The sequence below is a fragment of the Paenibacillus sp. CF095 genome (assembly GCF_900101225.1).
Taxonomy (GTDB): domain Bacteria; phylum Bacillota; class Bacilli; order Paenibacillales; family Paenibacillaceae; genus Paenibacillus.
Genome location: NZ_FMZN01000002.1, coordinates 488,937 through 503,216 on the forward strand (window position 1 = coordinate 488,937; position 14,280 = coordinate 503,216).

Here is a 14,280-nt window from a genome sequence, read left to right on the forward strand (position 1 = left end):
TTTTTCATAAGATATGTATTCGCTATCATTTTAATTTACTACCGATAACCAAAGGAGATTCCATATGACGACCAACCAAACGAAATATCCGTTTCAAGATACAGCACTAGAGTTAGACACCCGTGTGAAGGACCTTGTATCCCGCTTGACGGAAGATGAAAAAATTGAATCCATGCTGCAATATCAGCCAGCAGTAGAACGCTTGGGTGTGCCTGCATACAAACACGGAACAGAAGCGGCACACGGCCTGGCCTGGCTTGGAGAAGCAACATCTTTCCCACAACCGGTGGGGCTAGCATGCACATGGGATGCAGATCTGATGAAGGAGATTGGCTCCGTGCTCGGAGACGAGGCGCGTGTATTTTATAAACGAAATCCGGCAGTGAACGGTCTTACGCTGTGGGCACCTACAGTGGATATGGAACGTGACCCGCGCTGGGGACGGAATGAAGAGGCGTATGGTGAAGATCCAGAACTGACAGCCGAGCTGACAACAGCATTGGTCAAAGGAATTCAGGGTGACCATCCGAAGTATTACAAAGCGGTTGCTACTTTGAAGCATTTTCTTGCGAATAATAACGAAGTGGATCGCGGAAGTGGTTCGTCCAGCATTGATCCGCGCAACATGCGTGAATATTATCTGAAAGCGTTTGAGAAGCCATTTAAGGAAGGCGGCGCACAGTCCATGATGACGGCGTACAACTCCATTAATGGTACGCCAGCGTTGTTGCATCCATTTGTGAACGAGGTTGTCAAAGGCGAATGGGGCATGGATGGTTTCGTTGTCAGCGACGCAGGCGATGTAATGGGCATCAAGAACGATCATAAATACTATGATTCCCACACACCAGGTACGGTAGAGTCTGTTAAAGCTGGAATTGATAGCATCACCGATGATGCTGAGCTATCCAAACAGGCTCTGCGTGAAGGATTGGAACAAGGTACACTCACGATGGATGACATCGATAAGGCGTTGTTCAATACGTTCCGTGTGCGTTTCCGTCTGGGCGAGTTCGATCCGGAAGAAGGGAACCCGTACGCTGCTATTGGTGAAGAGTCCATGATGACAGAGAAAGCAAAAGAACTGTCGCTCAGAGCCGCAAGAGAACAAGTCGTATTGCTCAAAAACGACAAAGGCACACTGCCGCTGGACAAAACAAAAGCTGGTAAAGTGGCTGTGATTGGTCAATTGGGCGGAACCGTCTATCGTGACTGGTATGCAGGCACCATGCCGTATAACGTAGCCCCACTTGAAGCGATCCGTGGCAAAGTAGGCAGTGATAAAGTATCGTTCAAGGATGGTAATGACCGTATTACGTTAACTTCTGTAGCCAATGGGAAGAAGATTGGACTGGCAGATGGTGAAAAATCACCTGTCATTGCTTCGGGAGAAGCGGAGACGTTCATGGTGTCCGACTGGGGCTTCGGAAGTTATACCTTGCAGGCGGAAAGCAACGGCAAATATCTGACCACAGATGAAGAGACCGTAACGGCTTCCGCAGATGAAGTGTACGGCTGGTTCGTGAAGGAAGTATTCCACCTGTTGCCACAAGAGGATGGTAGTGTAGGTCTGACCACATGGAATGGCAAAACGGTGACTACACCTAATGGCGGAAACGATGCATTTGCGGTGTCTGAAGAACTGAAGTCTTTCGGTGCTACAGAGACATTCAAGCAGGATGTGATTGTGAATGGACTTGAGGAAGCGGTAGCAGCTGCCAAGGCTGCGGAAACGGCGATTGTCTTTGTTGGTAACAATCCGCTTGTAAATGGTAAAGAAGAAATTGATCGTCCAAGTCTGGATCTGGCCGAATCTCAGCAACGTTTGGTTGAGGCGGTCTATGCCGCGAACCCGAATACGGTTGTGGTCATCGTGGGTAGTTATCCATTCACATCGAATTGGGTTCAGGAGAACATCCCGGCGGTATTGTACACTTCACACGCAGGACAGGAACTGGGTAACGCAGTAGCAGACGTACTCTATGGCGACTATGCGCCAGCAGGCCGTTTGAACATGACATGGGTACAATCAGCAGATCAACTGACCGACATCAAGGATTACGATATCATTCAATCCGGTCGGACATATCAATATTTTGAAGGTAATGTATTGTATCCGTTTGGACATGGTCTGACGTATGCAACGTTTAAATACAGCAATTTGGAACTTAGCCCAGCTCAAGTGGGTACAGAGGGCAACGTTACGGTAACTGTAGATGTGAGCAATACGGGTTCAATCGCCAGTGACGAAGTTGTACAGTTGTACGTTCGTGCAGGCAAATCCCGGGTGAAACGTCCACTCAAAACGTTAAAAGGATTCCGTCGTCTTCATATCGAAGCGGGAGCTACAGCGAAAGTCAGCTTCACCTTGCCTGTTCAGGAACTGGCAATCTGGGATGTAACTCGTGATCGGTATGTCGTGGAAAGTGGAACTTACTCCATCATGGTTGCCAAGTCATCCTCTGATGTCCAACTGGTTGCAGACCTGACGGTAGAAGGAGAGACGATCCCTGCCCGTAATCTGGGTGTGGCTACTCGTGCCGAGAATTATGATGCTTACCTGTGTGTTGATCTGGATGAGAGCAAAGAGGGCGGAAGTGCTGTCCGTGTAGTTGGAGAGCAAGGATGGATTGCTTTCAAGGATGCCGATCTGGGTAGTGGGGCAGCAGCAATTGAAGCGCGTGTCTCCGCAGAACAAGCAGGTGCTGTGTTAGAAGTTCGACTCGGTTCACCAGACGGTACGCTCGCAGGACGTGTGGAACTGGCGCAAGGTGAAGCCCAGCAGTGGTCTACCGTGAAGGCTGAACTCACAGGTGCATCAGGTGCGCAGGATGTATACATTGTGTTGTCTGCAGGCGTGCGCATCAGTCACTTCGAGATTCGTTAAGTCAAATAACTCATGAAAAAGCCTCCGAACTTATTCGGAGGCTTTTGTTTATTGTTTGCTATCAAACGCATTTTTTATTGTCCATTAAACGTATTTTTATTTTCCGTCAAACGTAATCATTTTTGCACAAATTGCTTCAATTGTTTGTTGGTTTCATTCAGCTGCTCAATTGTGCTCATGAAATTGTTTACGAGTTCAGCCTGTTCTTGGGAGCTGGCCGTGATCTCACCAAGTTCATTCTCCATGCCTTGAATGGATTGCCGAACCGAGAGAAGAGAATCTTCAATACGGGCCGTTGCTTCTTTGGTATCCACAGACAGTTTGCGAATTTCTTTGGCAACAACGCCAAAGCCTGCACCTGCTTCACCTACACGAGCAGCTTCAATGGCTGCATTCAAGCCGAGCAGATTGGTTTGTTCGGAGATTTCACGAATGAAGCTGGCGACTTGAGTTACATTGCCTGATTTCTGTACGGCTTGTTTGGAATTATTCCGGATCTCTTCGGTTGTGGCACTGAGTTCCTCGGAGTGTGCAGCTACATGCTGTACACTGTCAATTAACTGGTTGGTCAGATTTTCGGTAGCATCCATGAGCTGTTGCAGCTGGTCCTGGTCATCCATACTGTAGAGCAGGTTGAACAGGGCGATGACTTCACCTTTTTCATTTTTAATGGGGATAAAAGCCACGTCAAAAGGAACACCGAATAAATCTTTAGGATAGTGATCGAATCGTTTGACGGTACCGCCGTTGAGATCAGCAAAATTTCGATTTCCATCCAACAGAGGGTCGCCGGGTTGATAATTCAGTTGCTTTAAAGATTCTCCTGCTGAGAAATATAAGAATTTTTCATGATCAATAACGGAGAGGGTTACATCCTGACGAATCGTATCTCGAAAGAAAGGCATACATGTAATTAATGCTTGAACAATATCCATATAAAAGATGATTCCTCCCTGGTTACCTTATGTAAACGGTTAAATTTTAAATGCTAACTTAGTAACTACCTATATTATATATCGTCATGCAATAGAGAAGAAAATAGAGAGAATGGATAAAACCTATTTCTTAAAGCAGACCACTATACGCCAACAAGACACGAGTCCGCTGGGGACCCGTGCCTTGTTAGTTGGTGAGGGGAATAAAACCAATGTTTACAGCATACTGAGCTGTATTGTAACGATGGTTCGAGTGGCTAGTGTTGCACTGACATCAATCAAACGTTGATTCCGACTGCCGCGGAAGGGAAGGGAGACATCACGCTCCGCTTCAACGTATCGCCCGTCAATAATCACATCACACAACTGGGCAAGCTCCGCTCTCGCAGGGTCGGTAATCAGTTCCTCATATTCAAATCCCGTGTAGGCCCATACCGTCAGATCAGGACGTGCAGCTCGGAGCTGCTGGACCCAAGACGTACATTCTGCTGCCGAGAAAAAGGGATCACCACCACACAACGTAACGCCATCCAACAATGGATGGCTCGTCACTTCATGCAGAATCTGCTGCTGCCGCTCCTCTGTAAAGGGCTCACCCGCTCGAAAGCTCCACGAATCCGGACTGAAGCAGCCTGGACAGGCGTGACGACATCCGCTGATGAACAACACAGCACGCAGGCCTGTCCCTTCATTCACCGATTCCGGGATGTAACCATATAGATTCACCGGTGCTTCACCCGATCCCGCACTTCGGCTTGCTTCGCAGCATTGAAGCGTACTTTGTAATCTCCGGTTAGATAGCCAGTTACGCGGCGTAACCGCTGGAAGTGCACATGGTTCTCGTGGGCTTCACAGCCTGGACATACATCCCCAATGACGCCTTCATAACCACATGCAGGGCAGCGATCAATCGGATGATTAATAGAGAAATAACCAATATCCTGTGCCAGTGCATACTGCACAATTCGCAGGAAAGCTGCGGTGTTGGCCCGAACGTTTCCGTCAAGCTCCACATAGGAGATTGCACCCGCGTTACATAAAGTGTGGAACGGGGCCTCCAGTTCAATCTTCCGATAAGCTGGAAGAGTGTGGTATACCGGGATATGGAATGAGTTCGTATAATACTCACGATCATTAACCCCGGCAATGAGGCCGTATCGTTCTCTGTCGATCTTCGTGAATTTGCCGGACAACCCTTCAGCAGGTGTGGCAAACAGTGTGATATTCAGGTTATGCTGCTCGCTCATCCGGTCACAGAACTCTCTCATGGTCCGAATAATGTTGAGCGCTTCGTGGTGTACATGGGGGTCCTGCCCATGATGGCGCCCATAGAGAGCTGTCATACATTCCGCAAGACCGATAAAACCAAGAGATAATGTTCCATGCTTTAATAGATCGGCAACCGGATCGTTCGGGCCAAGCTGTTCTCCACCTTCCCATACACCCTCCCGCATCATGAAGTCCGATGCCTTGGCAGGCTGTGCTGTCTGAATTCGGTAGCGATGCAGCAGGCCGGAAGCGGCGTTATGCATAATCGATTCCAAAGCAGTATAGAATCCGGCCCGGTCAGCGACAGCTCTGGCACCTTGGCAGATGCCAAACCGGATGCCGAGTTTCACGAGGTTAATGGTGTTGAAGGACAGATTACCTTTGCCACTTTGACGATTGCGACCAAACCGGTCAGCCAGTGTACGTGTGCGGCATCCCATAGTTGCAATGATCGTATCCGGATCTTCCGGATGATAGAAAGGCAGATTGAACGAAGCATCAACATTGACAAAGTTGGGATACATCCGCCGGGATGAACAGGTGACTGCGAGGCGGAACAAATCATAGTTCGGCTCTCCATGAGCCTGATTGATCCCCTGTTTACATTGGAAAATATGTTGAGGGAACACGGGAGTCTCCCCGTTGCCCAGGCCACGGATGGTTGCTTCGAGCAATGAACGCGATACCAACCTTCCTTCCGCTGAAGTACATAATCCATAGTTCAGTGAAGTGAATGGAATCTGACCACCTGCCCGGCTGCTCATTGTATTCAAGTTATGAATCAGTGATTCAGCAGCTTGTCCTGTCTCCAGCTCAGTCTCTTCATAGGCGAAGGCATATGCGCGCGGGCACTGATTTTTCGCTTCGATGCTGTCCAGATAAAGCAGTTCATCCTCAAGCAGGGCATGCTCACCAAAGAGGCGTTGCCCTTTGCGATAATGTTTGCGGAACGATCGCTGTACATAAGGGGCCAAATCCCAGTCAATTTTATTGGCCGATACACCGCCATATTGACTGTTCTGCTGGGATTGGAAGATGATCGCAACCAGGGCCATTGCAGACATGATCGTCTGAGGTGTGCGAACCGATCCGTTGCCTGTATTAAAACCCGCAGCAAGGAGACGGTCAAACGGGATAAAGATGCAGTTGGTCGTTCCAAGTGCATACTGATCCAGATCGTGTACATACAGATCCCCATTCTCCACAGCTTGGGCAAGCTCTTCTGGCAACACATGACGCAGAGCATGCCACTTGGCGGTCTCCGAACCGAGCCTGCTCATCTTACCGCTGAAGGAGTCCCCGTTCAGATTTGCATTTTCCCTCAGCGTATCGGCGTCTTCTGCGCCAATAATGCGTCTTCCCAGGTCGGATAATAGATCGGATGCCGGTGGAGTGGCATACTCAAGCATGTTCATGTAAGGTTCCTCCTAAAATGATTTGGTTATCATTTAATTCACGTTAAATACTATATGTAGATTCGTATTATCCATTTATAAACTATATGTGGTTTTTTGGGTGTGATAATGGTCACACAACGTAGTGGGCAAAGTGGACTTTCCTTTAATTGCTGCGGATAAAGGTTTCCAAAGTCTGAGTAGAAGCGTATAATTTCTAGTTATCTTGCAAGGATAATATTCGAAGTTGGACAAGATGGACTTTAATCAAGCTGAAAAGGCGATTTGCAGTACATTTTCAGTCTTTAACTATCAGTTCAAGACCTGCTTTTGTCCGAAAACGGGCTGTCGGCAGGCAGTATGATTCTCTTTTACTTCTACGGTGTTAATCATATAAGTATAGATTGTGACAGCTATTCGGATTCTTGATGAGCCCTTGTACGTGATTAACATTCTGATATACAGATTAGAAAGTGCAGCTAAGACAAAAGGGGTGGATCATGGGGACGGCAGAAGGCATTACGAGAGGCTTCTATGAAGATATAAAGGAAGCTGCGGCCCATATCGTAGACGTATTAAGCGGTATATTGAAGGTCAATACCATCTTTGTTGCCACGAATGACGGTGTGACCAATGTCATTTTGGAGGCCTTTAATCGTACGGAAGAGTTAGTTGTTAAAGGCAGTGCACTTCCTTTTACGGATTCATATTGCAGCCTGGTATTAAGAGACAACGGTAGTGTTCTTACGATCCCGGATACATGTGAACATCCGATGACACGATCCATGGGCGTTACGAGCGGACTTGGCAATCGCTTCTTCGTGGGCGTGCCTATTATGAGAAGATCGGGCGAAACATTTGGTACCATATGTCTAATGGATGATCCTGGTTATGTGATCAGCGAAACCGATATGAAGACACTGAAGGCGATGGCTGTATTCCTGGGCTATGTTGTCGATTTGGAAAGCACGTTGCATGTTCAGGAGCGGAAATTGAGTGATTCGGAACAAATGCAAGAACAGCTCCAGGCAGAGAAAGAACGTGCCGAATCTGAGGCCATGACCAAAACACAGATGTTGAAATTGATGAGTCACGAGATTCGCAATCCCTTGAATGGTATTTTGGGACTGACAGATCTGATGCGCACACCGGATATGCCAGAGGAGCAGTCCGAATATGTGAACATGATTGAGACAAGCGGCAATATTCTGCTTTCCTTGCTGAATAATATGATGAATTTCAACATTAATGAAGCAGGTAAAACGGTTATACATGATGATCCGTTTGATCTGGTAGGCACCATTGAGAATACCGTGTATCTCTATGCCGGCATTGCGACGGGCAAGAACATTGAGCTGGGATTAAATCTTGAACTGAATGTATCACAAGTGTTCGTTGGTGATGAAGTCAAGATCGGACAGTTGCTTGCACACGTCATTCAGTATGCTCTCGATTCAACGCGTGAAGGTTCCGTTCTGATCACAGCAGTGGTGAACGGAGAAGAATTGGAGGAGACCGGTACACTTCAGCTCAAGGTGAAGTACACGGGTCAGATGTTATCGGAGAAGAAGACACAAACCTTTAACAGCCAAGATGAAAATTTGAATATCCAAAAACTGATTGGAAGCAATCTGGGTTTAGCTGTAAGCCAGAATCTTGCCATTCTCATGCATGGCCGTATTCAGGTGAGCAGTGTGAAGGAAAATGAGACGGAATTCAATATCTCCCTTCCGTTGCGCAGATACTGGGAGTTACCTCAACTCGCAAGTATTCAGCAGCGGTTAAAAGGGAAAAAGGTATTACTCGCCAAGGACCCTGACATTTTGCAAGGCGTCTCTTCCCTGATGCGTAGGTGGGAGATGGATGTACACATGACCTCGGGTTTAACATTAGCGCATGATTGGATCAAGGAAGGATTCATGCCTGATGTAGCCGTGGTGGATATGGGATTACTGGAAGGCGGAGCGGTTGATTTTGTACATGAACTGAAACAGCGACTGGAAAATCTGCCCGTCATTGTTCTTGTTCCTTATGGTATGCACATTGAATTGCATGAAGCAGAAGCCTTTGATGCTGTTCTGACAAAGCCAGTCAGACAAGCTGATCTGTTGAATGCATTGAGCATTACTTTGCCTTAAATCATGATCAGAGGATAAATCTTTATTCGGCGCACCTGTTATAGGTGCGCTTTTTTTCATTTTCCATTTTCTGAGCCAAAGCCCTTTTATTCCGAGCTGGTTACGTTACAATAGAAAGTGAACTTCATCTTTATAACCAACAGAGGAGGATGTACATTGGATTATCGCAGATTAGGTGGAAGCGGACTGAAAGTAAGCGAGATCAGCCTGGGAAGCTGGCTGACGTACGGAGGGTATGTGGAACGTGAAAATGCGGTGAAATCAATTGAAACTGCATTTGATGAAGGCATCAACTTTTTTGATACAGCCAATGTATATGAACGGGGTGCAGCAGAAGAGCTGCTTGGGCAGACGCTCAAAGCTTATTCCCGTGACTCTTATGTACTTGCAACTAAAGTATTTGGCAAAATGGGTGATGGTCCGAATGACCAGGGGTTGTCTCGCAAACATATCAAGGAGCAATGTGAAGCCAGCTTGAAGCGTTTGGGCGTTGAATATGTGGATATCTATTACTGCCATCGTTATCATACCGAAACACCAATTGAAGAAACACTCCGCGCGCTGGATGATCTGGTACGCCAAGGCAAAGTGTTATATGTCGGCGTCAGCCAGTGGACTGCGGCTCAGATGGAAGATGCATTAGGTACAGCTGATCGTCTGCTCCTGGATCGTATCGTGGTCAATCAGCCGGTGTACAACATGTTTGACCGTTATATCGAAAATGAGATTATCCCGCTGGGCGAGCGTAAAGGCATAGGACAAGTCGTATACTCCCCGCTTGCTCAAGGTCTATTGACCGGGAAATATACGTCCGTTTCCGATATCCCAGAGAATAGCCGTGCGGCCAAGCTAGGATGGGACGAAGGAAAGATCAATGCGGATCGCATCGGGAAAGTTCGTCAACTGATTGAAGTGGCGGACAAGCTGGATCTGAAGGTTGGCCAACTGGCCCTTGCCTGGATTCTGCGCCAGAACAATGTATCCAGTGCACTTGTCGGGGCGAGTCGTCCCGAGCAGGTAAAAGAGAACGCGGCTGCATCTGGCGTGAAGCTGGATGCTGCCATTGTTGAGGAGATTGAGAGCATCCTTGCTTAATCTCCTGTCAGCACACAAGCTGAGATGATATGCACTGATCCATAAAGCAAGGGATGTCCTGTGTGCCTGAATAGGCGAACGAGACATCCCTTTTTTGGAGAACGTTGAAAGGTTAGCTTATTGAAAGGCAAGATCTTACTGTGTAAGAGGCAAGGAACGAAAATTTAAGGCACACACACGGTTACGCCCTGTATTCTTGGCTTCATATAAAGCACGGTCGGCCTGTTCGAAGAAGTCGTCATCGTCATGAGCATCACAATGATCCGGATACACGGCCACACCAATGGAGATGGTTAGACGTGTTGTGTGTCCGTCGGGCAGAGCAAAATGGTATTTCTCTACTGCCTGCCGGATAGATTCGGCGGTAGCCACGGCCTGACGGTGTCCACAGTCGAGCAAGAGAATGGCGAATTCTTCCCCACCGTTTCGTGACACGATATCAGCAGAACGTGCATGCTCAACGAGCAGTTGTCCAAGTTGCTTCAGGACCGCATCGCCGGCGGAATGACCATAGGTGTCATTTACCTTTTTGAATCGGTCAATATCAATGGCAAGCAAGGAAAGCTTCTGTTGGTAATCCCGCGCACGCTGGAGTTCCAGTTGAAGTGATTTTTCGAACTGTCGTCGATTGCTCAGGTTGGTAAGATGATCGGTAGATGCTCTTTTTTCCAATAGAAATAACATTTCATTGGATTTATTAATGAATTCTGCGATGAAATAGATAAATATTCCACCAGCAAAGGAAATGGTCATTTGTAACGGATATATCTTCATTAATGAATTCATGCTGTCTGTATTCAACATAAGGATGATAAAGATTAATGTTATGCCAAGCAGATTCATTGTAATTATTTTGGTCAGTCTGGACCAGGGAGCATAGGCGAAGTATACACCGGACAGTCCGATCAGAGTCATGACAAATCCTGCATCTATAGCAGAGGATGACAAGCCGAACATCAGAATACGAAGGACCGAGATCATGAGTCCAGTAACGACCGAAGCCACTCCTCCCAGATATACCGCTGCGGTGACGATGGCCAGATGCCGTAGATCTACAATCGTAGTCTCGTTCAGAGGGAAGGAATAGTTCATGAGTACTGTGCCATATATACCGAATAATAAGCCGCCGATCAACTGAACACGTAACGAGGGAAAAGGCAATCGGATACTATAGAACTTTGCGATGATCCCGGACACATACATAAACGTAATCATGACACAGATATTAATGAAAAAAGTGCTAAACAACCGACATTCCCCCTTTTTACGCACATCCCTATATTTTATCTGAAAATTGGTGCTGTAGCGAACCATATTATCCCAAATTTATGAGGGGATTGCTGGGAAAGATGTTTTATTTGCATATACAGGATGTTAGAGTGATATTGACTTCAATATACAATGAGATTTATACTTAATCTAAATCAAAATTTATTCCTTCTTTTTGGGAAGACCATCATAAGTAGAAGATCAGTTTCTGATTTCATATAAAATGGATCAATAATAAAGGAGAAATGGTTGTGAGAACTTTAAATCTGACGATACAACGGCAAGCGGTATATGATGTGGTGCGTCATTCGGAGGATCACCCGACAGCTGCTGATGTCATGAATCGACTCGTGGAACAAGGATATAATCTGGCCTATGGTACGGTGTATAATTCTCTTCGTTATCTGACGGACAAAGAATTGATACGGGAACTTAAACTCGGAGAGACAGCAAGTAGGTACGATGCCCGTATGGATGATCATCAGCACATTATGTGCGAGGTGTGCGGCAAAGTGGACGAGGTGATGACGGAGGTTCCTCCACAATGGATGAAACAGGTAGCTGAAGAAACTGGATATGCAATCGATCATGCTCATGTGGTCTTTGGAGGTGTCTGCGGGGAATGCAGAAACAAACGGATCAAGTAAAAATAAAACTGCCTGGCCGTCGTTTACCCCTTAGGGTTAAACCCGCCTTGTCCGATGCAGCGCCCCTTATGGACAATTGTCCTGTTACACGGCGTGTTATTCTGATCAGCCCGATGCCGGGGCAGGTTCATGAACTGGTAAAGGCCTTAACGGATAGCTGCTTTGATGTACTGGTGTTCCATCGCTGGGAACCGGATCTGCATGAGCGTCTTGTCTTTGATCTGTTGATCTATGACCTATCTGTTGCCGGAACGATCGATGCATTTGCCGGCATTAGCAGCCGATTGAATCGTGAGGCTGAGCATACAACCCCTTGTCTGTATCTGGTCGGTGAGAAGATGATTGGCAGCGCGAGTGGACCGATGCTTCAGGAGGAATTGCTGGTGTGGCCTGCACGCCCGCAGGAAGCTCTATATCGGGTGCAGCGTATGATTGGCAACAGCCCTGCTCTGCCCAAACGTGGGTTTTTGCCTGAGGAAGGGCAGCGTATCGGATTTAAGGATCTGTGGCTTGATCGGGAACGGATGAGTGTGCAGCGCGATAATAATCGGATTCATCTGACCAAGACCGAGTATGATCTGTTACTCAAGCTGATTGATGCCAAAGGTGCAGTCATTTCCCGTGAGGAGATGCTCAGCGATATTTGGGAGACAGACTTTACGGGTGGAAGTAATGTGGTTGATGTTCATATCAAAAGCTTGCGCAAAAAATTGGGCGATAACGCATCTTCGCCGCAATATATCGTAACAGTAAGAGGAGTGGGCTACCGCCTGGCGGATTAGTCCGCTTTTTTTTGCCCAAATTTATCGTTCACTTAGATACATGTTCATAGTTCATTCATGAAGTGTTGAAGAACCTCATCTTAATCTCATGTGAACCTCATGCAAGAGCAGAGTGGGACATGTTAGAATCAATTTAACAGTTAGATCAAGTCTAAATGTATATTTAAACCGAAGCCGAATATGATTTTAATAGTAGATATATAGCAGCCGTGAGACCCATTAGAGGAGGACGACATGATGACAGAACGTATGACTACGAATCAGGGAGCACCTGTAGGTGACAACCAGAATTCCCGCACAGCAGGCAGAAGAGGGCCAACACTGCTTGAAGACTACCATCTCATTGAGAAAATAGCCCACTTTGACCGTGAACGTATTCCCGAAAGAGTTGTACATGCAAGAGGAGCAGGTGCTCATGGTGTATTCACGCTAGAGCAGAGTATGAAGGATTATACAACAGCGGACTTCCTGCAAGATCCGGGTACGGAGACGGATGTGCTGGTTCGTTTCTCAACCGTTATTCACGGTACGGGGTCACCAGAGACTGCACGAGATCCACGTGGATTTGCCGTCAAATTCTACACACGTGAAGGCAACTATGATATTGTCGGCAACCATCTGCCTGTGTTCTTCATTCGTGATGCCATGAAGTTCCCTGACATGGTGCATTCCTTGAAGCCAGCTCCGGATACCAACATTCAGGACCCAGCTCGCTATTGGGATTTCATGACCCTCTCGCCGGAATCAACCCATATGATGACCTGGTTGTTCTCTGACCTGGGTACACCGGCAAGTTATCGGGAAATGGATGGATTCGGCGTACATGCTTTCAAATGGATCAATGCACAGGGACAGGTCCACTATGTGAAGTACAAGTGGGAGTCTGCACAGGGGGTTCGCGGCTTTTCACGTCAGGAAGCTGCCGAGGTACAGGGGCAAGACTTTAACCATGCTACCCGGGACCTGCATGAACATATCAAGAACGGGCAATACCCGCAGTGGAAGTTACAGGTACAGCTCTTGAAGCCGGAGCAAATGGATGATTTTTCTTTTGATCCGCTCGACCCGACCAAAACTTGGCCTGAAGATGTATTGCCGTTCCATACGGTAGGGACCATGACCCTGAATCGGAATCCAAAAAACTTCTTTGCTGAAGTGGAGCAGGCTGCCTTTTCACCTAGTGCACTTGTACCTGGAATTGAACCTTCCGAAGACAAATTGCTGCAAGGACGTCTATTCTCTTATCCAGATACACAGCGTCACCGGCTTGGAACGAACTATTTGCAAATTCCGGTGAATTGCCCGTACGCACCCGTTCGTAATCATCAGCGTGATGGACTCATGAATGTGAATCAGGACCCATCTCCGGTGAACTATGAACCCAACAGTTCAGGAAACAGCCCGCAGGAAGATTCGGCATATCGGGACAGTCAGGTTCCATTGCAAGGGCATGTTACACGAGAAAAAATCGAGAAAACGGATGATTACACGCAGGCAGGGGAGCTTTTCCGTTCATTTACTCCTGTAGAGCAGCAACATTTACTTGATAATCTGATCAATGACCTTAAGGGCGTATCTGTTGATATTCAAATGCGTGCCCTGTGCCACTTCTTCCGGGCGGATGGACAGCTTGGCGGACGTTTGGCTCATGGACTCGGCGTGGATATATCTGCACATATGCCGTCACAGGATGGCAAATAAAGTGCAGTTTGACCCTGTACTCATAACATCATACTGACTGATATTTGGTGAAGACCGGGAAAACCGTGAACGTGCGGAATTTCCCGGTCTTTGGCCTTTTTTACTGAAATGGAAAACAAATTTACAAATCATTTACATAAAATAGCTGACATAGAGGTTGACT

Annotated in this window: 10 protein-coding genes; 6 read left to right on the forward strand and 4 right to left on the reverse strand. The window is 47.1% G+C overall.

The window, feature by feature from the left end; genetic code table 11:
- Window positions 1-64: 64 nt before the first annotated feature.
- Window positions 65-2,887 (forward strand): glycoside hydrolase family 3 C-terminal domain-containing protein, encoded by a 2,823-nt coding sequence (locus tag BLS69_RS21495; protein WP_091036030.1) that lies wholly within the window; start codon window positions 65-67, stop codon window positions 2,885-2,887.
- Window positions 2,888-3,003: 116 nt separating this feature from the next.
- On the opposite strand, the gene BLS69_RS21500 is transcribed toward BLS69_RS21495, so the two are convergent.
- From BLS69_RS21500 to BLS69_RS21510, 3 genes are all read right to left on the reverse strand, one after another.
- Window positions 3,004-3,822 (reverse strand): methyl-accepting chemotaxis protein, encoded by an 819-nt coding sequence (locus BLS69_RS21500; protein ID WP_091036033.1) that lies wholly within the window; start codon window positions 3,820-3,822, stop codon window positions 3,004-3,006.
- 216 nt (window positions 3,823-4,038) lie between these two features.
- Window positions 4,039-4,548, reverse strand: coding sequence for an anaerobic ribonucleoside-triphosphate reductase activating protein (gene nrdG, locus BLS69_RS21505; protein ID WP_091036035.1), 510 nt, complete (start codon window positions 4,546-4,548; stop codon window positions 4,039-4,041).
- A complete protein-coding gene (locus BLS69_RS21510) occupies window positions 4,545-6,506 on the reverse strand; it encodes an anaerobic ribonucleoside triphosphate reductase (protein WP_091036038.1) in 1,962 nt (653 codons plus the stop codon). The genes nrdG and BLS69_RS21510 overlap by 4 nt, the downstream gene beginning before the upstream one ends.
- A 479-nt stretch (window positions 6,507-6,985) precedes the next feature.
- Here BLS69_RS21510 and BLS69_RS21515 point away from each other — a divergent pair, with 479 nt between their 5' ends.
- Together BLS69_RS21515 and BLS69_RS21520 are read left to right on the forward strand one after the other, a co-directional pair.
- Window positions 6,986-8,623: an ATP-binding response regulator gene (locus tag BLS69_RS21515; RefSeq protein WP_091036040.1), complete on the forward strand. Its 1,638-nt coding sequence runs from the start codon at window positions 6,986-6,988 to the stop codon at window positions 8,621-8,623.
- Window positions 8,624-8,779: 156 nt separating this feature from the next.
- Window positions 8,780-9,718: an aldo/keto reductase family protein gene (locus tag BLS69_RS21520; RefSeq protein ID WP_091036043.1), complete on the forward strand. Its 939-nt coding sequence runs from the start codon at window positions 8,780-8,782 to the stop codon at window positions 9,716-9,718.
- A 135-nt stretch (window positions 9,719-9,853) separates the two neighbouring features.
- Here the strand turns inward: BLS69_RS21520 and BLS69_RS21525 are convergent, their stop codons facing one another.
- Window positions 9,854-10,966, reverse strand: a complete 1,113-nt coding sequence (locus BLS69_RS21525) for a GGDEF domain-containing protein (RefSeq protein WP_091036046.1) — start codon at window positions 10,964-10,966, stop codon at window positions 9,854-9,856.
- A gap of 272 nt (window positions 10,967-11,238) precedes the next feature.
- Here BLS69_RS21525 and BLS69_RS21530 point away from each other — a divergent pair, with 272 nt between their 5' ends.
- The 3 genes from BLS69_RS21530 (at window position 11,239) to BLS69_RS21540 (ending at window position 14,117) form a co-directional block, all read left to right on the forward strand.
- The gene (locus tag BLS69_RS21530) at window positions 11,239-11,634 is read left to right on the forward strand and encodes a Fur family transcriptional regulator (protein WP_036612807.1); all 396 of its coding nucleotides are present in this window, start codon (window positions 11,239-11,241) and stop codon (window positions 11,632-11,634) included.
- Window positions 11,610-12,416 carry a winged helix-turn-helix transcriptional regulator gene (locus BLS69_RS21535; RefSeq protein ID WP_091036048.1) on the forward strand — a complete coding sequence of 269 codons (807 nt, stop codon included), beginning with the start codon at window positions 11,610-11,612 and terminating at the stop codon, window positions 12,414-12,416. Before BLS69_RS21530 ends, BLS69_RS21535 begins: the two co-directional genes overlap by 25 nt.
- A 237-nt stretch (window positions 12,417-12,653) precedes the next feature.
- Window positions 12,654-14,117 carry a catalase gene (locus tag BLS69_RS21540; protein WP_091036051.1) on the forward strand — a complete coding sequence of 488 codons (1,464 nt, stop codon included), beginning with the start codon at window positions 12,654-12,656 and terminating at the stop codon, window positions 14,115-14,117.
- The last annotated feature ends 163 nt before the right edge of the window (window positions 14,118-14,280 follow it).

Coding starts and splice junctions, on each gene's coding strand:
- BLS69_RS21515 (WP_091036040.1), top strand. CDS start 6,986: ATGGGGACGGCAGAAGGCATTACGAGAGGCTTCTATGAAGATATAAAG.
- BLS69_RS21500 (WP_091036033.1), bottom strand. CDS start 3,822: ATGGATATTGTTCAAGCATTAATTACATGTATGCCTTTCTTTCGAGAT.
- BLS69_RS21495 (WP_091036030.1), top strand. CDS start 65: ATGACGACCAACCAAACGAAATATCCGTTTCAAGATACAGCACTAGAG.
- BLS69_RS21540 (WP_091036051.1), top strand. CDS start 12,654: ATGACAGAACGTATGACTACGAATCAGGGAGCACCTGTAGGTGACAAC.
- BLS69_RS21535 (WP_091036048.1), top strand. CDS start 11,610: ATGCAGAAACAAACGGATCAAGTAAAAATAAAACTGCCTGGCCGTCGT.
- BLS69_RS21510 (WP_091036038.1), bottom strand. CDS start 6,506: ATGAACATGCTTGAGTATGCCACTCCACCGGCATCCGATCTATTATCC.